Origin of the sequence: Blattabacterium cuenoti (assembly GCF_014251775.1) — a bacterium.
In the GTDB taxonomy this organism is placed as follows: domain Bacteria; phylum Bacteroidota; class Bacteroidia; order Flavobacteriales; family Blattabacteriaceae; genus Blattabacterium; species Blattabacterium cuenoti_H.
Genome location: NZ_CP059199.1, coordinates 47,070 through 71,219, shown reverse-complemented (window position 1 = coordinate 71,219; position 24,150 = coordinate 47,070). Strand labels below are relative to the sequence as shown.

Here is a 24,150-nt window from a genome sequence, read left to right as displayed (position 1 = left end):
AAAATAAAGATAAATTATTTATTAAAGTTTTATTTTTTTTCGTTTTGTTATTGTATTGAATGAAGTAAATTTGTATTATATAGAATAAATATATGGGATATATTTATTCAAGTCAAGGTTATTATGAAGGAAGAAACAAAAATAATTCAAAGTATTTTATCTGATCCACTTACAGGAGCAATATCCACTCCTATTTATCAAACTTCTACTTATGTACAAGAAGCTCCAGGAATTCATAAAGGATTTGATTATACAAGAACTAACAACCCCACAAGAAAAATATTAGAAAAATTAATTACAAAATTAGAATATGGATATAATAGTTTAGCTTTTTCTTCTGGATTATCCTCAATTGATGCAGTTTTAAAATTACTTAAATATGATGATGAAATATTAGCTATAGATGATATTTATGGAGGGACTTTCCGGTTATTTAACCTGTATAAAAAATTAGGGATAAATACTAAATATTTAGATATGACTAATTCAGAAAAATTAAATTTATTTTTTTCCAAAAAAACTAAATTAATATGGATAGAAACTCCAACTAATCCTACTTTAAAAGTATCTGATATAAAAGAAATATGTGAAAAATCTAAAAAATTTAATCCCAATATACTAATTGTAGTAGATAATACTTTTGCTTCTCCTGTTATTCAGAATCCTATTAAGTTAGGAGCAGATATAGTAATTCATAGTGCTACTAAATATTTAGCTGGTCATTCTGATGTTTTAGCTGGATTGATCACAGTTAAAAATAAAGAATTATATGAAAATTTAAAATATATTCAAAATGCCACTGGTGGAGTATTAGCTCCAATGGATTGTTGGTTAACTATAAGAGGAAGCCAAACATTATTTTTAAGAGTAAAAAAACAATCTAAAAATGCATTAAAAATAGCATCATTTTTAAATGAAAATAAAAATAATTCTATTGATAAAGTATATTATCCTGGACTATCTAATCATAAAAATCATTTGATAGCATTAAAACAACAAAAATATTTTGGGGGAATTATATCATTTAGTTTGATTAATGATACCGTTGAACATGCAAAAAAAATAGTAACTTCGACTAAGTTATTTAAATTAGCAGAAAGTTTAGGTGGAACAAAAAGTTTAATTTGTCATCCTGCCACTATGACACATAAATCTACACCTTCAAATATTAGAAAAAAATCGGGAATACAAGATTCTCTTATACGTTTATCAGTAGGAATAGAAGATGTTGAAGATTTAATAAATGATTTAAATCAAGCATTATCATTATTATAATTTTTTATCTTTTATTAAAATTCCTATATTAAATAATTCTTTTCGAATTTTATCCGATATGATCCATTGTTTTTGAATTCTCATTTTTTCTCGAAATTTTATTAAATTTTTGATTAAAATATCTAAATTTTTTGAATTTTCTTCGGATAATTCTTTTTTTATTTCTATAAATCCTAATATATCAAAAATAAAATAAATCATATATTTTTTTAATAATTTAAAATTATATTTTGTTATTTTTTCCGAAAAAGAGCTTGAGTTTATAAAATTAGTAGCTTTAAACAAATGAGATATTAATAATGGAGTATTGAAATCATCATTTATAGCATGATAACAATTATATATCCAGTTTTTTAACTTAAATTCTGATGAAGGATCTTCCAAGTTATTATTTGGAATAAAATATTTTAATATTTTGATAGATTTTTTTATTTTTAAATATCCTTTTTCAGCTATTTTTAAGCTTTCTAATGAAAAATTTAGAATATTTCTATAATGAAATTGTAAAATGAATAATTTAAAAACATTGGGAGAAGAAATAGTTTTAGAAAAAATTTCATTTGCACTTATAAAGTTTCCTAAAGATTTACTCATTTTTTTTCCATTAATAGTTAACATATTAGTATGTATCCAATATTTAGCAAAACTATTTTGAGTATTATAAAAACCATTAGATTGAGCTAATTCAGATTCATGATGTGGAAATTTTAAATCTATTCCACCACCATGAATATCAAATCTACTACCTAAATATTTTGTGCTCATCACCATACATTCTGTATGCCAACCAGGAAATCCTTTTCCCCATGGTGAATTCCACTTCATTATATGTTTATCGCTAGCATTTTTCCAAATACAAAAATCATGAGGAGAAAGTTTTTCATGATTAAAATTTTTTTTTTTAAAAAAAAGATTATTAACGTTATTATTACTAATTACACCATAAGGATATAATTTTTCATATTGTTTTAGATTAAAATAAACAGATCCTTTATTTTCATAAGCTAATTTTTTATCAATAAATTTTTTAATTATTTCTATTTGTTCTATTATATGTCCGGTAGCGGTAGGTTCTATACTAGGAGGTAAAAGATTTAAAGTATTTAATACTTTATGAAAAGAAATTGTATATTTTTGAACTATTTCCATAGGTTCAATTCCTTCTATACGAGATCTTTTGGATATTTTATCTTCTGAATGATTATGATATTCATCGTTTTCTAAGTGACCAACATCAGTAATATTTCTCACGTAACGGACTTTATATCCTATATGTTTTAAATATCTGAAAATAATATCAAAGATTATAAAGGTTCTATAATTTCCTAAATGTAAATGATTATACACAGTTGGACCACAAACATAAATTCCTACATTTTTATTATTAATAGGGTTAAATAATTCTTTTTTCTTTGTTAGAGAGTTATATATTTTTAAATTATTTATGATTTTATTCATCATAATATTACTTATTTTATATGAATCTTCTTACGAAGAAGAAAATTTTATTTGATGAAAAAATTCATTTCTAATTTCTGATTTTTTTTGAAAATCACCAGTTAATTCAGTGGTTATAGTAATGCTATCTGTATCTTTTATTCCTCTGGAATTAACACATAAATGTTTTGCTTCGATAATACATGCTACATTTTTAGTTAATAAAATTTCTTTTAAATAATCAACAATTTGTATCGTTAAACGTTCTTGAACTTGTGGCATTCTTGAATAAAAATCTACAATTCTATTTATTTTAGATAATCCTAAAACTCTTCCATTAGGAATATATCCAACATGTGCTTTTCCTACTATAGGAAGAAAATGATGTTCACAAGTAGAATAAACTGTGATATTTTTTTCAATGATCATTTGTTTATATCTGTATTTATTTTCAAAAACAGACGGATTAGGATGATTTTCAATAAAAAGACCACTAAATAATTCTTCTATAAACATTTTTGCAACACGTTTGGGGGTCTTTTTGAGATTATTATTATTCATATCTAATCCTAAAATTTTCATAATTTGAAAAAAATGTTTTTCTATTTTTAAAATTTTTTCTAATTTTTTTTGATCATATTTTAATATCATGATTGATAAATAAAATTAATTTATAAAAATTGAATTTTTAAAATTCATTATTTATTCATCCTTTAATTTAATAGAAGAAGGAATACGACAAATAGGGATAGAAATAATTTTATGTTTATTTTTTAGATGTAATTTTTTATATTTTTTGAAAATTTCATTTTCATTTTTTGATAAAAGATCTATTTGTTCTTTTTTAAGATTCATAGCCCATTCTAAATCTTTATAAGATATTCCTATTTGTTCTTCATCAGAACGATCATCTTCCCATAATCCATCAGTAGGTTTAGATTTTTGAATTTCATCCAGAATATCTAATTCATTAGCAATAATTTTTACTTCACTTTTATTTAAATCAGCTATAGGCATAAGATCTACTCCACCATCTCCATATTTAGTAAAAAATCCTATTCCACAATCTTCTACTTTATTACCAGTTCCTACCACAAGATAATTATGTAAGTTTGCATAATAATATAATGTTAACATTCGAATTCTAGATTGTACATTAGCTAATGCTAATTTATGATTATGATCATTTCCAATTTCAAAATTATTACAAAAAGATTTAAAAAATGCATATAAATTTTTTCTAATATAATGAACATTGGAAAATTTTTCCATTAAAAATTCAGCATGTTTTTTAGGAAGAAAATGATTATTTTTTATAATTGGAATTTCTAATAAAGTTGTAGGGTATCCAGTCATGGATACTAAAAAAGATGTTACAGCAGAATCTATTCCACCAGATATTCCGATTATAAAACCTTTAAACTTAGACTGTTGAATATATTCTTTTAACCATGATACTATATGACAGATTACCTTTTTTTTATTCATTTTTCAATTTAATAAATTATCTTTTTTTAAGAATCTTAAGTATATAATTAAATTATTATATTAAATGCAATTTTTTTTAAAAAAAAATATGTCTTTAATATTAAATTTAGAAACTTCTACAAAAAATTGTTCAGTAAGTATTTCTAAAAACGGAACAAATTTAGTTTTTGTAGAAGAAAATTCAAAACAATATTTACATTCGGAAAAATTACATATATTTATCAAGTATGCAATAGAAATTGCAAATATTAGTATAAATGATTTAAAATCAATTTGTGTTTCAAGTGGTCCAGGGTCATATTCTTCTTTAAGAATTGGGGTTGTTGCAGCAAAAGGTTTGTGTTTTTCTTTGGGCATTCCACTATTATCTTTAGATTCTTTAACTATTTTAGTTCAAAAAATAAATATAAAAAATGTAAAAGAAAAAAATAATATTTTATTGATTCCAATTATATATGCAAAAAAAGATTTTTTTTATACTGCATTATTTAATGTATTTAAAAAAATAATAGTTTTCCCATCTATCAAGAATGAAAATATTATTATTAATGAAATCAAATATAGATACCATCATAAATACAAAGTATATATAATAAGAAATTTTAATCATTATTGTAATATTAAAAAATTAAAAACAGAAAAAAATTTTTTTTCTAATCTATCTGCTTTAGATATGTCATATATTTCTTATATAAAGTTTTGTGAAAAAAAATTTCACAAAATAAATAAATTTACACCTACATATTTTTGATTTTTGAATTTTATTAATATTAAATGGAGATGTTAAGTTTAACCAAATGATTTTATCTAGATTAAAAAATCTATTAGAATTTTCGTTACCAATTATATTTTTATATATCATTATTTATTTAGGATGGAATAAATATCCTATTGAAATTTTCAATAGAAAATTCATTATCGGAATAATATTTTTCATTAACATAATACATTTTATCATATTTTTTTTTGATAAAAAAATTGAAAAAGATTATAAATCTAGTATATTTTTATCTTTTTTTATTCTTATTATTCCTATTATATTATATTATATAAATGATAATTTTTATAATATAAAAATATATTCTATCATCAGTTTAATATTACATATATTAATTCGTACAACATATTTTATGAGAGAAATATATGTAAGAATTCATAATCCTATTTTTATATTTATTACAAGTTTTATATTTCTTACATTTTTAGGATCAATTTTATTAATGTTACCATCATCTACAGTAAAAAAAATATCATTTATAGATGCTTTATTTACTTCTACTAGTGCTGTATGTGTTACAGGATTAATGGTTTTAGATACGTCTAAAGATTTTACTTATTCAGGAAAAATTATATTATTAATATTAATAGAATTAGGAGGATTAGGGATCCTAACTATAACATCTTTTTTAAATTACTTTTTTCAAAGTGGATTTACATTTAAAGAAGCAATTTTTGCTAGCAATTTTCTAAATACTAGAACTACAAATAATGTTCTTATTTTTGCTGTAAAAGTAGTATTATTTACTTTAATTATAGAATTTTTAGGTGCACTATTAATATATATTTCTATTAAAAATTATGATTATAGAAATATTGTAGAATTAAAAAATCCATTATTTTTTTCTATATTTCATTCTGTATCTGCTTTTTGTAATGGAGGATTCTCAACTATTCATGATGATCTATATTCGAAAAATATTAGATATAATTATTCATTACAACTAATTATTTCTTTTTTGATTATATTAGGAGGAATCGGTTTTAATATTTTATTTAATTTTTTTACATTTATTTGGTTAAAATTCAAAAAAATTTTTTATAAAATTATAATCAATAAAAATTTGAGAAATCCTGTTCATATAGTAACATTAAATACAAAATTGGTAATAATTACTACTTTTTTACTGATTTTTTTTGGAACTATTTTTTATTATATAAATGAATATAATTTTTCTCTTAAAGAACATAATTCATTTTATGGAAAATTTATAGCATCTTTTTTCTCTGCTATTACAGCAAGAACAGCTGGATTTCATGTTTTGAATATGAATAATTTTAATATTAGTTCTATTTTATTCACTATTTTATTAATGTGGATTGGTGCTTCACCATCCTCAACAGGAGGTGGAATTAAAACCAGCACATTTGCAATTGCAATAATGAATATTATTTCCTTATCTAAAGGAAATAATAGATTAGAATTAAAAGGTAGAGAAATATCATCAGAATCTATTCATTTAGCTTTTTCAATTATTATGTTATCTTTAATAGTAATTTATATAGGTGTTTTCATTATTGCTTTTTTAGATCCTAAAAAAAATATTTTATATATTTTTTTCGAGGTCTTTTCTGCAATTTCGACAACTGGATTATCTTTAGGAATAACCTCAACACTATCTAATGGAAGTAAATTAATTTTAATTTTATTAATGTTCTTAGGAAGAATAGGAATATTTAATATAATGATTAGTTTCTTGAGAAGAAATAAGATTAATTACCATTATTATTATAAATTTCCTAAAGAAGATATTATCATTAATTAATTAATGAAAATTATAATTATTGGTCTAGGAAATTTTGGTAGATCTTTAGCACTTTATTTAACTGATAATGGACATGAAGTTTTTGGAGTAGATAATAAAATTGATCAAATAGATTTATTGAAGGATCATATTGCAAATGTTGTTTGTATGGATGCTAATAATGAATCAGCTTATAAGGTTATTCCAATTAATCAAGCAGATTTAGCAATTATTGCTATAGGAGAAAATGAAGGAGCATCTATAATTACAACTGCTATCCTAAAAAAAATATCTAAAAAAATTAGAATAATAAGTCGATCTCTATCAAAGATACATGATACAATATTAAATGCTATGGGGATTGATGATATAATTCATCCTGAAAAAGATGCCGCTTTTAGGTTAACCAAACAGATAGTTTTTAATTATGCTCTAGATTATTTTAGAGTAGATAATCAATATTCTATTGCTGAAGTATTCTCACCGATTTCTTTTAATGGAAAAAAAGTAAAAGATTTAAATTTGACGAAAAAATATTCTGTTTCTTTAATTACTATAATAAGAAATAGTAAAAATCCTACATTTAATAAAAAAGATCCAAAGAGAAAAGTAATTGGATTAGTAACTGGAAATACTCTTTTACAAGAAGGAGATATATTAACTATATTTGGTACTAATAAATCTATTATGAATTTTATAAAAATTTAAAAATTTTATTTTTTTAGTATATTTATATATTAGGATTTTTATAGTTTTTACTTTCTTTAAAAAAAGGATTTCCATAAAAGTTTAATTCTTTTTTATTAAAGTTTAATAATAATATATAACAAAAAAATCCACCTAACATTAGAAAAATTCCAATTTCATATATTCCAATTTGGAATTTTCCATTTAATTCCGGAACAATTAAATTGTAAATATCCATATAATGTCCCATTAATATTATTATAGATGTTACCAGCACTATCTTAGGATTAGTTTTATTTTTACTATTTATTAATAAAAAAAATGGTATTAAAAAATTAGGAATTAATAACCAAAGATGAATATTATTATATATATTTTCTCTTTTTAAAAAATAAGATATTTCTTCTGGAATATTTCCATACCAATATAGAAGAAATTGTGAAAACCAAAAGTAAGTCCATAATAAACTACTTGAAAATAAATATTTACTTAAATCGTGCAAATGATCTTTTTTAAAAAGATTTAATATTCCATTCTCTTTAAAAAGAATAGAAATTATTGTTATTATTCCAATTCCAGTTACAAGAAAACTACTAATAAAATACCATCCAAATAAAGTACTAAACCAATGTGGATTCAAGAACATTATCCAATCCCAAGATAAAATTACAGAAGTAATAGAAAAAAAAATTATAAACAAAATAGAATTAGAATACAATTTATTATATTCATTTAATGAATGGGAAAAATTTAATTTTTTTGATATATTTTTTATTCTAAAATAAAAAAAATTATATCCTATTAAAAATAGGAAATTTCTAATTAAAAAAAAGGGGATATTAAAAATCAATTTTTTTTTATGAATAAAAATATTATAATTTGATGAATTAGGATCCATCCATTGAAATATATTATATATTCCATTTAATTTTAGAGAATTTAATAAAATTATAGTGAATATAATAGATGTTCCATAAGGAATAAAAGATGCTATTTTTTCCATGATTGGATGAATAATAATCGACCATCCTGATTTTGATATATTTTGTATTCCTAAAAATACAAGTGATCCTATAGATAAAGATGTAAAATATATAGAGGTAACATATAATGAAATCCAAAGATTTTTATCTTTAAAAATATTTAAAAAATATTCTTTATCTTCAAAAAATAAATGAATCCATTTATATAAAATTAGAATTAATCCAGAAATTATTATAGAATAAATAATTCTTTTATTTTTTTGAGAAAATTTGTACATTATTATCTTTTTTTACTTTTTAAATACATAACATATTCTGCAATTTTCCATCTATCTAATTTATTTAATTGAGAGGCATAAGAATTCATGTTATTTTTTCCATATGTAATAACATAATATACACTTCCAATAGTAATATCTCTATCTTTATAGTCAGGAATTCCTAATATTTTTTCATTTTTAACCAAAATTCCTTGACCATCTCCTATATCTCCATGACATATAGAACAGTTTATTTTATATAGTTCTTTTCCTTCTTTAAGAATTTTAGATAAATCATTATATTTTTTTCTTAATGGAGATTTATTAATTTTTTTGGAATATTCAAATCCTTTATTTGAAATTTCTTCAGATGAGAAATCATAATATTCACTGCGAGGAACTGTTCCTTTTACAGGCGGTAATGAAGAGGTTTTATTTTCAATAAAAAAAGGAATTTTTATAATTTTAAATTTTTTGTTATAAGAAAAATCTGGATCAGAATATGGTTCATATGAATCTGAATAGTACATATCTGGCATATATACTATATGGGGATATTTTTTATTGATGCAATAAAAACTTATTATAATAATAATTGAAAATATAAAAAAGTAGTAAGAATATTTCATTATTTAATATTTTTTAATGAATTAAATTAACTTCTATTGCTCCATTCTTTTTCAAAGAATTTTTTATTGTTTTATAATTTTTAGAAAATGGAATTTTCATTTTTATAAGAAAAACATCATCAGTAGTTCTAGGATCTGGATTCTTTGGTCGACGACCTGGAAAAAGTCTACATTGAATTAAATAGCTAATACACATAAAATGTGCAGAAAAAAATATTAATAATTCAAATATCACTGGAATAAAAGATGGAAAATTTTTTATCCAAGAGAAAGAAGGTTTTCCTCCAATATTTTGAGGCCAATCAAAAATCATAGTATACCAAATAAGTATATTTGCAATAAAAAAGCCTATAGTTCCATATATGAAAGATAGAAATGATAAATTAGATTTTTTTAAATCTAGTATTTTTTCTATCCCATGAATCGGATATGGAGAATATATATCATATATATGATAATTTTTTCTTTTAAAAATTTTAGCGTTTTGAATTAATAATTTTTCATTATTATATAACACATATATATTAGTATATATTTTATTCATTTATTCAGATTTTTTCAAAATTGTTTTTAATTCAGATTGAGAAATTACTGGAAATACTCTTATATATAATAAATAAAGAGTAAAGAAAAAACCAATTGTTCCTATAAAAATACCTACATCTACGAATGATGGGATAAATCCTGTCCAAGAAGATGGTAAATAATCATGGCTTAAGTTTAACACAATAATATCAAATCTTTCGAACCACATTCCTATATTAATAATTATAGCTATTAAAAATGATAAAAAAAAACTTCTTCTTATTCTTTTAATCCATAAAAATTGAGGAATAATAACATTACATATAATCAATGCCCAAAAAGCCCACCAAAATGGACCTATAGCCGCATTTTTAGAAAAATAAATAAATTCTTCAAAAGGACTTCCAGAATACCAAGCTAAAATATATTCAGAAATATAAGCTAATAAGACAATTCCCCCCGTTAATAGAATAATCATATTCATATACTCAATATGATTTCTTGTAATATAGCTTTCTAAATTTAGTACTTTTCTAGCAACTCCTAATAAAGTTTGTACCATAGCAAATCCTGAAAAAATTGCACCTGCAACAAAATAAGGGGGAAATATAGTACTGTGCCATCCTTTTATTACAGAAGTTGAAAAATCAAAAGAAACTATAGTATGTACAGAAAATACCAATGGAGTACATAGTCCTGCTAATATTAAAGATATTTCTTCGAATCTGTTCCAGTCTTCTGCACTTCCTCCCCATCCAAAACTTAGAATATTATAAATTTTTTTTTGAAATGGATTTTTTATTTTATCTCGTATCATAGCGAAATCGGGAATTAATCCAATAAACCAGAAAACCGCTGATACAGAAAAATAAGTACTAATGGCAAAAACATCCCATAATAAAGGGGAATTAAAATTAGGCCATAAAGATCCAAATTGATTTGGAATAGGTAATACCCAATGAGCATTCCAAGGACGTCCCATATGTATAATAGGAAATAATCCAGCTTGTATTACTGCAAATATAGTCATTGCTTCTGCTGAACGATTGATAGATAAACGCCATTTTTGACGAAATAATAATAAAACAGCAGATATTAAAGTCCCAGCATGTCCTATTCCTACCCACCAAACAAAGTTAGTAATATCCCATGCCCAATTCACTGTTTTATTTAGTCCCCATACACCAATCCCAGTGGTGACAGTATATATAATACATCCTAATCCCCAAATAAATGCTAGTAAAGATAGAAAAAAAGAAATCCACCATAGTTTCCCCGCTTTATTTTTTATAGGATAAATAATATCATTAGTAATATTTCTTATTGTTTTATTTTTTGCGATTAATGATTCCCTTATGGGGGATTCTTCATAATGATTAGACATTTTAGAATTTATTATTTTTTATTAATATTTCTTATTTTTAGTAAATAATTTACATTTGGACTAATTCCTAAAAAATCAAGAAGTTTATAAGATCTTGGATTTTTTAATTTTTTATATATTTCGCTATTTTTATCATTAATATCACCAAAAGTTATCGCTTTAGTTGGACAAGAAATACTACATGCTGTTTCAAATTCTTCATCTTTTACTGTTCTATTTTCTTTTTTGGCTTTTCCAATAGAAAATTGAGTTTTTTGTATACATAAAGAGCATTTTTCCATTACTCCTCTACTTCTAACTACTACATCTGGATTTAATACCATTTTTCCTAAGTTATTATTCATATTAAAATCAAATTTTTGATTATTTGCATAATTAAACCAATTAAAACGTCTTACTTTATAAGGACAATTATTAGCACAATAACGAGTTCCAACACAACGATTATAGGCCATCATATTTTGTCCTTGTGATCCATGAGAAGTTGCGGATACTGGACAAACAGTTTCACATGGTGCATGTTCGCAATGTTGACACATAATTGGTTGAAAATATACTTTTGGATTTTTTTTATGCTCATTAGAGTAATATCTATCAATCCGTATCCAATGCATATCTCTATATTTTCTAATTTCTTCTTTGCCAACTACAGGAATATTATTTTCTGAATTACAAGCAATGATACACGAACCACATCCAATACATTTATTTAAATCTATAGATAGATTAAAATGATGTCCAGTTTTACTTTTTTTAATATCATTATCTTCCCAAATAGAATAGCTTTTATTTAAAAAATACTTTTTTTCTTTTTCTTCTTCTTCGTTATTATTCCAAATTTTTTTTGGATATTTTACAAAAGTATACAAGTTAGTTTCTTTAACAAGATTTCTATTAAATAATGTATTTTGTAGTTGTATGCAAGAAAATTTGTGTACTTCTTGAGTTTTTTCTATTTGGATATTATATTGAATAATATTAAAATTTTCATAAATCCTATAAGCATTGATTCCTTGACATAATTTAGATAATTTTCCTTTTTTTTGTCCATAACCAAAAGCGATTCCTATAGATCCTATACCTTGTCCAGGCTGGATAAATACGGGAATATTTTCAATAATTATATTAGAATTTTGAATTATATTTACACAATTTCCATTTAAAGCACCATCTGTGGTATTCCAATTTTTTATTTCATTATTTTTTGCATCAAAATAAGATATAGTTAAGTAATTTTCCCATGTAGTTCTTGTAATAGGATCAGGAAATTCTTGTAACCATGGATTATTATATTGATATCCATCTCCCATACTGATTTTAGTATATAATCTAAGTTCAAAATTTTTTGAATTTAAATTAAAATTGTAATATTTTTTTGTTAATTTTTTATTATGTTTTTTATAGTTATTATTTTCATTAGTTTCTATGAATCCATGAAATAAAGCTTCATTAAATGAATAAATATTGGATTTAGGAATGATATTATTTTCCCACTCTTTTTTAAGATATTCATAATAATTTTTTTTGTTAATTTTACTCCAAATTATTAAAGAATCTTGAAATTGTCTTGTATTAAAAATTTTTTTAATAGTAGGTTGTATAAGAGTATAGTAATTATTAATAGGATTTGTATCCCCCCAAGATTCTAACCAATGAGGAATTGGAGCAATTATATCTGCTATATCGCTAGTTTCATTTCTATTAATAGAAAAAGAAACTATTAATGGAATTTTTTTTATTGATTTAATAATTCTATTATATAAGGAATTAGGAAGACTATAAATAAAATTTGTATCATACACCAATAAGGCCCCTATATTATTCATTTCTAAATCTCTTACGAAAGAATAAAATTTTTCATCATCACTCTCTTTTGAGAGAATAAATTTATTATTTTTTATAGCATTACTATTAATTTTTTTATTAATTAAAAAAGATAATTCATATGATTCTTGATCTCCGTCTGAAAACACAACACATTTTTTACCTAATTTTTTAATACTAGATATTATTTTTTTTATATAAATATTTTCATTTTTTATTGGTTTTTCTAAAACAATAACTTCATACAGTTCAAATAATATTTGTTTTATTTCAGTAGGTTTTTTAGAAATTCTTATATCGGCATTTGCTCCTGAAATTGACATATTGCTTTCAATATGTATATGTTGAATCATAGATTGATTAGGATTTTTATTTCTAGCATATGATTGAATCATACTTTCAGGATACCAATCTCCTAAAAAATCTGCATCAAATGATATTATTAATTCTATATTTTTTAAATCAAAAAATGGAAATGCTCTGATTCCAAAAATATTTTTTGATGCATTTAATGCTTTAGAATATGATATATGATCGTATATTATCCATTCTGTTTTTGGAAATTTTTTTTTAAAATCTTCTACCAAATTTTTAGTAGAAAAGCTAGGGAAAGAGTGTGATAATAATACTATTTTTTTATTAGCATTATTTAATTTATTTAAATATTTGATTATATAATTATCTATGTATTTCCAACTACTTTGTTGCCCTTTAAAAAAAGGATTCTTTAATCTTTCTTCGTCATAAATTGATAATAAAGATGATTGTATTCTTGCTGATGTAGTATTGAAATATTTAGAATTTGAATTAGGTTCTATTTTTATTGGACGGCCTTCTCTAGTCTTAATTAATACACAACCTATATCAAAAGAATCAATCATTGTAGATGCATAATAAACAGGTGATCCTAAAGTTATTTCTTCTGGTTTTACAATATAAGGAATAGATTTTATTACTGGTCCTTTACAAGCTGTTAAAGTAACTGAAACTGTAGTAAATCCAATCCATTTAAGAAAATCTCTTCTAGAACTTTTTTCGTTAAAAAATTTTCTTATTGAATGTCTTTTATTCTTATTTGATTTCATAAAAATATATGAATTTATTTATAATTTAATAACAACAAAAATTAAATAGTATTGAATATTAAATAATATTTATATTTTTATTCATTTAGTAATGACATTTAGCACATTCTATTCCCCCTATCATATCTAATGTATATTCTTTATTATTTTTAAAATAATTTTTATAATATTTATTATCTGTATCTATTTTTACATTTCTATGACAAGAAATGCACCATTCCATAGTAAAATCATTATTCATTTTAACTTGATTCATTTTTTGAACTTCTCCATGACAAGCTGTACAAATTAAATTAACTTTTTTAAATTTTTTAATTGGTTTTTTACCTGTTATTATATGTTGAGAATGATCAAAATATACAAAATCAGGCATATTATGTATTCTAATCCATTTAACAGGATGAGTTTTACCAGTATATTTTCTTTTTTGTTTATTCCAGCCAATAGCATAATAAATTTTATTTATTTCTTTATTATATTCGTTTCTACTTTTACCATATTCTATATAATTTCCTTTATATTCATCAATAGTTATATGGCAATTCATGCATATATTCATAGATGGAATACCTGAATTTTTTGCGTATTTTGCATTAGAATGACAATATTGACAATCAATTCCATTGATTTCAGAATGAATTTTATGAGAAAAATAAATTGGTTGTCTAGGTTCATATCCTTTGTTTACATCTATTTTCATTAAAAAATTCCATATGCAAAAAATGTTTATTATTAACAATATACCTATAAAAGAAGAAAATAAATACCAATTATTTTTATGTTTTTTTAAAAAGTTTTTATATATAATTTTTAATATAAAATCAATTTTTTTGAAAATTAGAATGGAATCATTATTATTTAATAAATTATATAGGATATAGGTTCTATATAAGATCCATATAAGTATTACAGAAATTATACTAAGAAAAAAAATGAATAATTTTTGAATAAATTGTTCATTTTTTTTTACCGTTTGATCTAGTATACTATTTTTTTCATTTCTATTTTCATTTTTAAGTTTTAATTTGTAATTTTTAATAAAAAATAGTATATCATCAATATCTTTTTCGGAAAGTTGAGGAAATGAATTCATTTCTATATTTCCATATTTTTTATAAATATCTATAGCATCTTTATCACCACTATTCCTTAATAGTTTATTATTTTTTATCCATTTATGTAACCACTCACGATTTCTTTTTTCGGTGATTCCAGACAAAGCTGGTCCTATCATTTTTTTTTCTAAATCTATTGAATGACATGTTGTACAATTTTTTTTAAAAATACTTTTACCATTATCAATATTTCCAATGATTTCTTCTTTAGATTCAGATTCTAATACAAAAAGAAAAAAAATAATAATGGAAAATAAAATTTTTTTCATACGCAAAATTCCGAAATCCATAAATAAAATTCAATAATTAAATATTAAAACAATAAAAAGTATTTTTTTTTAAAAAAAAATTGTAAATTTTTAAATATTTTTTTTAATTCAAAATTATGAAGTCTTATCCAGATTTTAAAATCAATGAAGGAATTTTTAAAATTAATTTTTTTAAAGAAAAACTCCCTAATGGATTACAAGTGCTTTATCATCAGGATAGAAAAAATCCTTTAATTTCTACATCTGTTCTATATCATGTTGGTAGCAAAAATGATTATCCAGGAAGAACTGGATTTGCTCATTTTTTTGAACATCTTATGTTTGAATCTACTAAAAATATAAAAAAGGGAGAATATTTTAAATATATTGCTTCTAGCGGGGGGGAAAATAATGCCTATACAAATCAAGATTTTACTTTTTATTATGAAATTTTACCATCTAATTATCTTCCATTAGGATTATGGTTAGAATCAGAAAGAATGTTTTATGCTACAGTAGATAAAGAAAGCATTGACATACAAAGAGAAGTTATCAAAGAGGAAAGAAAAACAAGAATTGATAATCAACCAAATGCAAAAATATTTGTAGAAATAATTCCTTCATTATTATTTAAAAAACATTCATATAGATATCCAATAATAGGAAGTAATAAAGACTTAAATTTAGCATCAGAAGATGATTATCAGAGATTCTATAGAGAATATTATGTTCCAAGTAATGCAACTTTAATTATTGTCGGAGATTTTGAAATGAATCTTGCTCAAGAATTAGTTAAAAAATATTTTTCATTTGAAAAATTCAATAATAATTTTTCTAAAAAAGAATTTCCAAAAGAAGATCCAATCAAAGAAGAAATAATATATACATATATAAATAAAAATATTAAAATTCCAGGTGTTTTTTTAGGTTATAGATTAGCAAAAATAAATCATCCTGATTATCATGCATTAAAAATAATAGAATCTATTTTTTCTTTTGGTGAAAGTTCTAGAATGGTAAAAAACATAATAAATAATCAACAATTATCTTCTCATATGAGCTGTTATTTAGAAGATATGGAAGATTATTGTGTTTTGATTATATATGGAATAGCTAATTCTGGAATTAAATTAGACTCTTTATTGGATTCTATAGATAGAGAAATTGAAATTTTAAAAGAAAAAGGAATATCTCAATATGAATTGGATAAACAAATTAATTCTTTTGAAACAAAAATTGTTTATAATAATTTTTTTATCAATGATGTTGCTAATAATTTAGGATATTATAATTTATATTATAAAGATGCTAATTTTTTAAATAAGATAATAGATATATATAAAAATGTTACATTAGATGATGTACAAAAAGTTGCTAATAAATATTTAACTAAAAATAATAGAGTAAGATTATATAATATTCCAAAATATTAAAAATTTTTAGGAAATTATATTTATAAATATTTAAAATTCATATGCATACAAAAGAAACAATAAATATAGCTCCTAAGCCATTAAAATCTAAAATAGATTTTAAAATAAAAAGACCATCATATTTTCAAAAATTGAAAAATGGGTTAAGAGTAGTATTAATAGAAGATCATAAATTTCCTACTGTAAGAATTATTTTAGAATTAGATACTACTCCTTTTTTAGAAAAAGAAAAAACTGGTATTAAAGATGTTTTTGGTAAAATGTTGCGATCCGGTACAAAAAACTATTCTAAAGATGAATTAGATGAATTAATAGATTATAATCTGGGAACAGGGTTATATTCCTCTTTTTATGAAATATCCGTTTCTATTTTAAAAAAAAATTTAGTGAAATCAATCACTATTTTAATGGAGATTTTAACAAATTGTAATTTTAAAAATAATAAAGAACTTGATAAAATAATAAAACAAAAAATAACTGAAATTGTTATTTCAGAAAACAATCCAAATGATATTTTAAGAAGAATTAAAAATTTATTTTTTTATGGTAAAGATCATCCTTATGGAGAATATGAAACTATTGACTCTGTTCAAAGAATCACTCTCCATGAATTAAAAAGATTATATAAAAAATATTATCTACCTAATAGATTTTATTTATCTTTTATAGGAGACATTTATAAAGATGAAGTAAAGTATTTGTGTAGAAAATATTTTTCTAAATGGAAAAAAAAACCATACGTTGAAAAACGTATTTCTGAGAAAAAATTTTCTATTCCAAATGAATTAAAAGTTAATATAATAGATATGCCATTCTTAAATCAATCATGTATTTGTTTAGGGATGCCTATAATTTTAAAAATGAATGATCCATCATATTTACCAGCAGTATTAGCAAATAGTATTTTAGGGGAAGGACCATATAGTAGGTTATTTCTAAATTTAAGAGAAGAAAAAGCATATACCTATGGTATTTATTCAGTTTTAAAATCTGATAAAAATATTGGATGTTTTTCTGTATATACACAAGTTAGAAATGAAGTCACAGCAAAATCTATTCGAGATATTTTACAAGAAATATCTGATTTTAAGTTAAATAAAAAATCTATAGAAGAAGAATTATATATAAAAAAGAAAGAAATTATTGGACAATTTTTATTAGATTTAGAAAATCCTGAAAAAATTAATGATATTTTTATGTATGAAAAAAAAGATGGAATTTCATATAATTTCCATGATAACTATATTGAAAATATCTCATCTATAGAAATAGATGAGATATATCAGATATATAAAAAATTTTTTCCATTAAATAGAGGTATAATTATAATTATAGGAAATGCAAAAGAAATACTTCCTTCAATAAGAAAATTGGGATATCCGATTAATTATTTTGATAAATTTGGAAATTTATTAGAAAAGAATGTGTAATCAAAAAAATTATTGTGATAATAATTTAAAAGATAAAATTATATCTGAATTAAAGAATATTTATGATCCGGAAATACCGGTAGATATTTATGAATTAGGATTAATTTATGATATTCAAATTTTACATGAAAATAATGTAAAAATAATTATGACTTTAACCAATCCAAATTGTCCAGTTATAGATAGTCTACCGATAGAAATAGAACAAAAAATAAAATCTATAAAAAAAATTAAAAATGTAAAAATCATTATTACATTTGATCCCCCTTGGTGTAAAGAATTTATGAGTGAAGAAGCTCGTTTAGAATTAGGAATGTTATAAATACAACAATTTTAAATTATGAATTTATTTTTTTATGGAATATTAATAATTATAATTTTATCTTTTATTCTAAGTTTTATATTTATTGTAAATCAAGAAACTGCTGTTATTATTGAAAGAATGGGAAAATTTCATAGCATTCGTTATGCAGGTTTAAATTTTAAAATTCCTATCATAGATCAAATTGAGAGTAAATTAACTTTAAAAATTCAACAATTGGATATAATTGTTGATACAAAGACAAAAGATAATGTATTTATAAAAGTAAAAATTTCCATTCAATTTAAAGTTATCAAAGATAAAGTTTATGAAGCTTTTTATAAATTGGATAATCCTCATTCTCAAATAAATTCTTATATATTTGATGTGGTTAGGGCAGAAGTTCCTAAAATGAAATTAGATGATGTTTTTGAGAGAAAAAATCATATAGCAATAGTTGTTAGAAGAGAATTAGAAGAATCTATATTAGAATATGGGTATTCAATTATCAAAACATTAGTCACTGATATTGATCCCGATGAACAAGTAAAATTAGCAATGAATCGTATAAATACAGCAGAAAGAGAAAAAGTTGCTGCAGCATATAAAGCTGAATCAGAAAGAATAAAAATAATAGCTAAAGCCCAAGCTGAATCAGAAAGCAAAAGATTACAAGGTAAAGGAACAGCAGATCAAAGAAGAGAGATAACTAAAGGAATTTTAGATTCAGTAGAAGTATTAAATAATGTAGGAATAAATTCTCAAGAAGCTTCAGCTTTGATAGTAGTAACTCAACATTATGATACACTTCAGTCTATAGGAAGTAAAAGTAATACTAATTTAGTATTGATACCTAATTCTCCTGAATCAGCTAATGAAATGTTAAATAATATGATTACATCATTAAATATTTCTAATAAAATTATAGAATCTTCCAAAAAAAAAGAAAAAAATAAGTAAATTATATGTATATGGATATAATAGGAAGAGTTAAAAAAATATTTCCAATTCAAACATTTGAAAGTGGATTTAAAAAAAGAGAATTGGTATTAACTACTGATGAACCGTATTCTCAAGATATACTAATCGAGTTTATACAGGAAAAAACAAATTTATTAGATACAATAAAACCAAAAGATAGAATAAAAGTTTTTATTAATATTAGAGGAAGAGAATGGATTAATCCTAAAGGTGTTGTTAAATATTTTAATTCTATACAAGGATGGAAAATAGATAATTTATTATCTGATAATAAAAATAATTCTACTATTTCATCTTCTTCTTCTTTATCATCAGATGATTTCGATGATTTGCCTTTTTAATTGTATAAGAATTTTTAAAATCTAATAGTTCTTGATATATTATATCTTTTTTTTTATTCCATTTTTTAGATGGCGAATATTCTTTAGCATAAGATAAAATTTGTAAATGTAATTTTTTCCAATTTTTTTTTTTGAAAAAAAATGGGGCATGTTTTTCAGTATTAGATATGCTTTTTCCATCACTTAATCCCCAACGATACATCATTCTATTTATATGAGTATCGATAGGGAATACTTTTATATTAGAAAATTTAGATAAAAAAACAGAAGCAGTTTTATTTCCAATTCCGGGTAATTTTTTTAATTCTATAAAATTTTTAGGAATAAAACCGTTATAATTATTGATTAATAAAATAGAAAGATTATAAATAATTTTAGATTTTTTATTTTGTAATCCTAGATTTCTTATATATTTTTTTATAGTTTTTATAGAAAATTTTATAATATCATACGGTGATTGTATTTTTTTAAAAAGAATTTTTGTTACTTTATTTACATCAACTTCTTTACATCTAGAACTAAGAATTATAGCTATCAAAAATGTATATTCATTAATATAATATAAATTATCTTTTGGATTAGGATATAAAAAATTCAATATTTTTTCAATAATTTTTATTTTTTTCATTTTTTTGTGATAAAGGTTTCTATTTTATTTTTTTTAGAGTTCATTTTTAATGATATTTTATTTCCTGTTTTTAAATTTCCATTAATTATACATTCTGATATAGGATTTTTTATATATTTTTTTATTGTTATTTTTAATAGTCTAACTCCATTTTCATAGTCATATCCTTTTTTCTTTATAAATTTTCTTACATCTGAAAAAATTACTAATTTATATCCTAAATTTTGTACTTGTAAAATTATTTCGTTTAATTCTAAAATAATTATTTTATTAATATCATCATTCTTTAATGAATTAAAAACAATAATATCATCTATCCTATTTAAAAATTCACTGGATAAACTTTTTTGCAATGATTCTTTTATTATTTTTTTATGATCAATATTTGATCTATTATTTTTAGTTTTAAATCCAATTTCAGATTTATTAGATTTAATTTTTTGGATTCCTATATTAGAAGTAAAAATAATTATAGTATTTCTAAAATTAATTTTTTTTCCAGAATTATCAGTTAAAAAACCATAATCTAATATTTGCAATAAAATGTGAAAAATATCTCGATGAGCTTTTTCTATTTCATCCAATAGAATAATACTATAAGGTCTTCTTCTTATAGCTTCAGTTAATCGTCCACCTTCTTCATATCCTATATATCCAGGTGGGGCTCCTATTAATTTACTTATCGAATGGGATTCTTGATATTCACTCATGTCTATACGAATCAATGATTCTTCTGAATTAAATAATTCTTTCGAAAAAATTCTACTTAAATAAGTTTTTCCTACTCCTGTTTTTCCTAAAAATATAAATGATCCTATAGGTGAATCAGAGTCTTTCATACCAATTCTATTTCTTTGAATTGATTGTACTATTTTTTCCACTGCTTCATCTTGCCCAATTATTTTTTCTTTTATAGAATTTACCATTTTATTAAATTTTTTAATTTCTGATTTGGCAATTCTATTTATTGGAATACCACTCATCATTGAAACTACTTTTTCTACATTTTCTTCATAAACAATTTCTTTATTTTTTTTAGAAAATTTTTCCCAGTTTTTTTGAGCTTCTAATAATTTATTTTCAATATTTTTTTCATGATCTCTTAATTTAGCAGCTTCTTCATATTTTTGATTTTTAACTACTTTAGATTTTTTTTTTCGAATATTTTCTAGTTCTTTTTCTAAAACTATTATTTCTTTCGGAACTTTTATATTTTTTATATATACTCTAGAACCTGATTCATCTAATGCATCAATTGCTTTATCTGGTAAGAATCTATCAACGATATATCTTGATGTTAATTTTACACATGCTTTTATGGCTTCTTTAGTATAAATAACGTTATGATGATTTTCATATTTATTTTTTATTTTTTGTAAAATTTCAATAGTTTCATTCTCAGAAGATGGATAAATAAATATTTTTTGAAATCTACGTTCTAAAGCCCCATCTTTTTCTATATACTGTTTATATTCATTAAATGTAGTAGCACCAATACATTGAATTTTCCCTTTTGCTAAAGCTGGTTTAAATATATTAGATGCATCTAAAGATCCAGTTGATCCACCAGATCCTATGAGAGTATGTAATTCATCTATAAATAGAATTAAATCATTGCTAGATTCCGCTTCATTTATAATTGATTTCATTCTTTCTTCAAATTGACCTCTATATTTAGTACCAGCTACTAAACTAGATAAATCTAATATGATTATTCTTTTGTTATATAATACTCTGGATACTTTTCTTTGAAAAATTCTTAATGCTAGTCCTTCTGCAATAGCTGTTTTACCTACTCCTGGTTCTCCTATTAATATAGGATTATTTTTTTTTCTTCTGCTCAATATTTGTGATATCCTTTCAACTTCTTTATCTCTTCCAACTAAAGGATCTAATTCCCCATTTATAGCTAATGCATTTAAATCATTTCCAAAGTGATCTAAAATAGGAGTTTTACTTTTTATTGAAGTTTTTTTATTATTATAATATTTAGAGTTATATTTATTTTTTTCAGATTCATAAGAATTAGAATTATCATTTTTAGCATCTCCATCTGAATAAGTTTTATCCTCCAATGAGTAGTAATTCATAGTCATAATTTTATTTTATAAAAAAATTGTAATTAAATATATTTATTATATTTTTTTTAATTCGAATATTTTTATTAATGATTTTATAAATTTTTTTTTAGATACTATTGATTTTTTATTTATTTCAGGATTATTATTTTTATATTTTATTTTTATTTCTTTTTTACTTATTATTTTAAAATCAAAAAAATGATCATTTATTTCCTTTTTATAAAAATCTAAAAAATTCTTTTTTATTAAAAAACAATCATTATTTTCTTTTTCCAATGGAATTACTAAAAATATTTTTTCTTTTAAAAACATGAATTTAGTTTTAAATAATAACTCAAGTAATTTTTTATCATCTATATTATTATAAAAATTATCGATAAATTTTTTCCATATTTTTTGAATAAAATTTTTTTTTCTAATTAAAGAATTCTTTTTATAAAAAGAAAAAATATATGATAATTGTATTAAATATGTTTCTATGTTGAATATAATATGCTTATAATCAATATTATTCTTCTTATAAAAAGAATATTTATTCTCTATTTTATAACAAATATTTAATCCATGATTTATAATTGAATAGGGTAAATTATTTGATTGTTTTATATAATGTTTAATAATTTTTTTATCATCATCTATGATTGGAATAGTTTTTATGTTCTTAGATAAGAATAAATTTTTAAAATGTATTTTTAATCCAATGATAAAATTGTAAATATTTTCTTTTTTTTTAGAAAATTCTTGTCTTATTAAAATAAATATTTCATATAAATTATTATTTAATAAATAGTCTATTATTATAAAGAATAGTTTTGAATTAACTAAACCTAGTTGATCTAATATTATTTTTTTTGTAAAAAAAATATTTTTATTATTTAAATAAATAATTTTATCCAAAGTATTTATAGCATATCCAATTGATCCATTTGCATATTTAGAGATTATAAATAAAGCTTCTTTATCAATTTTTATATTTTCTTTTTCTAATAAATTTTGAATATGAAAAAATATATTTTTTGTAGAGATCTCTTTAAATAAAAAAAATTGTGAATATTCTGAAATGGAATAGTCTACACAATAATCTTTTGTACTACATATAATTAAAATAGTATTGGGAATTTTTACTGCAATTTTTAATAAATCTTTAATAAAAAAAATTTTATCTATATCATCAAATAAAAATATATTATTTTTTTTAAAAAATTTTATAAAAAAATTATTTAGAGTTTTTTTTATATTTGATGAATTTTTTAAAGAATTATAAAGTTTAATTATTATTAATAAATTTTTAATTTCTGAAAAATTAGGATTTAATTCTTTTGCCAATATTTTTGCACATAGACTTTTTCCTGTTCCTTTTTTTCCAATAAAAAATAACAATTTAGATAATTCTTTTTTTTTTATTCTTCTTTTCAAAGAAAGAATAACATGATCTTGTCCAATAATGTTATTCCAGTTTGTAGGACTATATTTCAATAACATAATTTATATAA

At 21.8% G+C, this 24,150-nt stretch carries 21 protein-coding genes; 9 read left to right on the top strand and 12 right to left on the bottom strand.

Annotation, left to right across the window (positions count from 1 at the left end):
* The first annotated feature begins 123 nt into the window (after positions 1 to 123).
* Positions 124 to 1,275 (top strand): trans-sulfuration enzyme family protein, encoded by a 1,152-nt coding sequence (locus H0H58_RS00300; protein WP_185865075.1) that lies wholly within the window; start codon positions 124 to 126, stop codon positions 1,273 to 1,275.
* Here the strand turns inward: H0H58_RS00300 and cysS are convergent.
* Genes cysS through nadE form a run of 3 tightly spaced genes read right to left on the bottom strand, consistent with a single transcriptional unit; the run spans position 1,270 to position 4,200 of the window.
* Positions 1,270 to 2,736 (bottom strand): cysteine--tRNA ligase, encoded by a 1,467-nt coding sequence (gene cysS / locus H0H58_RS00295; RefSeq protein ID WP_185865074.1) that lies wholly within the window; start codon positions 2,734 to 2,736, stop codon positions 1,270 to 1,272. The genes H0H58_RS00300 and cysS overlap by 6 nt on opposite strands.
* A gap of 27 nt (positions 2,737 to 2,763) precedes the next feature.
* Complete coding sequence (gene folE, locus H0H58_RS00290; RefSeq protein ID WP_185865073.1) at positions 2,764 to 3,363, bottom strand: GTP cyclohydrolase I FolE; 600 nt, start codon at positions 3,361 to 3,363, stop codon at positions 2,764 to 2,766.
* A 51-nt stretch (positions 3,364 to 3,414) separates the two neighbouring features.
* Positions 3,415 to 4,200, bottom strand: coding sequence for an NAD(+) synthase (nadE, locus tag H0H58_RS00285; RefSeq protein ID WP_185865072.1), 786 nt, complete (start codon positions 4,198 to 4,200; stop codon positions 3,415 to 3,417).
* Between the two features lie 88 nt (positions 4,201 to 4,288).
* On the opposite strand from nadE, the gene tsaB reads away from it, so the two are divergent.
* The 3 genes from tsaB to H0H58_RS00270 are packed head-to-tail and all read left to right on the top strand — an operon-like array spanning position 4,289 to position 7,430.
* Positions 4,289 to 4,951: a tRNA (adenosine(37)-N6)-threonylcarbamoyltransferase complex dimerization subunit type 1 TsaB gene (gene tsaB / locus H0H58_RS00280; protein ID WP_185865071.1), complete on the top strand. Its 663-nt coding sequence runs from the start codon at positions 4,289 to 4,291 to the stop codon at positions 4,949 to 4,951.
* Between the two features lie 46 nt (positions 4,952 to 4,997).
* Positions 4,998 to 6,743 (top strand): TrkH family potassium uptake protein, encoded by a 1,746-nt coding sequence (locus H0H58_RS00275; protein WP_185865070.1) that lies wholly within the window; start codon positions 4,998 to 5,000, stop codon positions 6,741 to 6,743.
* A 3-nt stretch (positions 6,744 to 6,746) separates the two neighbouring features.
* Positions 6,747 to 7,430 carry a potassium channel family protein gene (locus H0H58_RS00270; protein ID WP_185865069.1) on the top strand — a complete coding sequence of 228 codons (684 nt, stop codon included), beginning with the start codon at positions 6,747 to 6,749 and terminating at the stop codon, positions 7,428 to 7,430.
* 22 nt (positions 7,431 to 7,452) lie between these two features.
* Here the strand turns inward: H0H58_RS00270 and H0H58_RS00265 are convergent, their stop codons facing one another.
* From H0H58_RS00265 to H0H58_RS00240, 6 genes are all read right to left on the bottom strand, one after another.
* Positions 7,453 to 8,670: a hypothetical protein gene (locus tag H0H58_RS00265; protein ID WP_185865068.1), complete on the bottom strand. Its 1,218-nt coding sequence runs from the start codon at positions 8,668 to 8,670 to the stop codon at positions 7,453 to 7,455.
* 2 nt (positions 8,671 to 8,672) lie between these two features.
* Entirely contained in the window at positions 8,673 to 9,281 is a 609-nt protein-coding gene (locus H0H58_RS00260; RefSeq protein WP_185865067.1) for a c-type cytochrome, read from the bottom strand.
* A gap of 13 nt (positions 9,282 to 9,294) precedes the next feature.
* Entirely contained in the window at positions 9,295 to 9,825 is a 531-nt protein-coding gene (locus tag H0H58_RS00255) for a DUF3341 domain-containing protein (protein ID WP_185865066.1), read from the bottom strand.
* Positions 9,826 to 11,190, bottom strand: a complete 1,365-nt coding sequence (nrfD, locus tag H0H58_RS00250) for an NrfD/PsrC family molybdoenzyme membrane anchor subunit (protein WP_185865065.1) — start codon at positions 11,188 to 11,190, stop codon at positions 9,826 to 9,828.
* Positions 11,191 to 11,201: 11 nt separating this feature from the next.
* A complete protein-coding gene (locus tag H0H58_RS00245; RefSeq protein WP_185865064.1) occupies positions 11,202 to 14,099 on the bottom strand; it encodes a 4Fe-4S dicluster domain-containing protein in 2,898 nt (965 codons plus the stop codon).
* 85 nt (positions 14,100 to 14,184) lie between these two features.
* A complete protein-coding gene (locus tag H0H58_RS00240; RefSeq protein ID WP_238785146.1) occupies positions 14,185 to 15,504 on the bottom strand; it encodes a c-type cytochrome in 1,320 nt (439 codons plus the stop codon).
* Between the two features lie 95 nt (positions 15,505 to 15,599).
* Here H0H58_RS00240 and H0H58_RS00235 point away from each other — a divergent pair, with 95 nt between their 5' ends.
* From H0H58_RS00235 to H0H58_RS00215, 5 genes are read left to right on the top strand one after another with little or no spacing between them, the layout of a single operon-like run.
* The gene (locus H0H58_RS00235) at positions 15,600 to 16,895 is read left to right on the top strand and encodes a M16 family metallopeptidase (RefSeq protein WP_185865063.1); all 1,296 of its coding nucleotides are present in this window, start codon (positions 15,600 to 15,602) and stop codon (positions 16,893 to 16,895) included.
* Between the two features lie 41 nt (positions 16,896 to 16,936).
* Positions 16,937 to 18,325 (top strand): M16 family metallopeptidase, encoded by a 1,389-nt coding sequence (locus H0H58_RS00230; protein ID WP_185865062.1) that lies wholly within the window; start codon positions 16,937 to 16,939, stop codon positions 18,323 to 18,325.
* Positions 18,318 to 18,647 (top strand): iron-sulfur cluster assembly protein, encoded by a 330-nt coding sequence (locus H0H58_RS00225; protein ID WP_185865061.1) that lies wholly within the window; start codon positions 18,318 to 18,320, stop codon positions 18,645 to 18,647. Before H0H58_RS00230 ends, H0H58_RS00225 begins: the two co-directional genes overlap by 8 nt.
* Positions 18,648 to 18,665: 18 nt before the next feature.
* The gene (locus H0H58_RS00220) at positions 18,666 to 19,586 is read left to right on the top strand and encodes an SPFH domain-containing protein (protein WP_185865060.1); all 921 of its coding nucleotides are present in this window, start codon (positions 18,666 to 18,668) and stop codon (positions 19,584 to 19,586) included.
* Between the two features lie 11 nt (positions 19,587 to 19,597).
* Positions 19,598 to 19,948 carry a DUF3127 domain-containing protein gene (locus tag H0H58_RS00215; RefSeq protein WP_185865059.1) on the top strand — a complete coding sequence of 117 codons (351 nt, stop codon included), beginning with the start codon at positions 19,598 to 19,600 and terminating at the stop codon, positions 19,946 to 19,948.
* On the opposite strand, the gene H0H58_RS00210 is transcribed toward H0H58_RS00215, so the two are convergent.
* Genes H0H58_RS00210 through H0H58_RS00200 form a run of 3 tightly spaced genes read right to left on the bottom strand, consistent with a single transcriptional unit; the run spans position 19,893 to position 24,139 of the window.
* Positions 19,893 to 20,576: an endonuclease III domain-containing protein gene (locus H0H58_RS00210; RefSeq protein WP_185865058.1), complete on the bottom strand. Its 684-nt coding sequence runs from the start codon at positions 20,574 to 20,576 to the stop codon at positions 19,893 to 19,895. The two genes, H0H58_RS00215 and H0H58_RS00210, sit on opposite strands and share 56 nt — an antisense overlap.
* Complete coding sequence (locus H0H58_RS00205; RefSeq protein ID WP_238785145.1) at positions 20,573 to 22,666, bottom strand: ATP-dependent Clp protease ATP-binding subunit; 2,094 nt, start codon at positions 22,664 to 22,666, stop codon at positions 20,573 to 20,575. Before H0H58_RS00205 ends, H0H58_RS00210 begins: the two co-directional genes overlap by 4 nt.
* 45 nt (positions 22,667 to 22,711) lie before the next feature.
* Positions 22,712 to 24,139, bottom strand: coding sequence for an AAA family ATPase (locus H0H58_RS00200; RefSeq protein ID WP_185865056.1), 1,428 nt, complete (start codon positions 24,137 to 24,139; stop codon positions 22,712 to 22,714).
* Between the last annotated feature and the right edge of the window lie 11 nt (positions 24,140 to 24,150).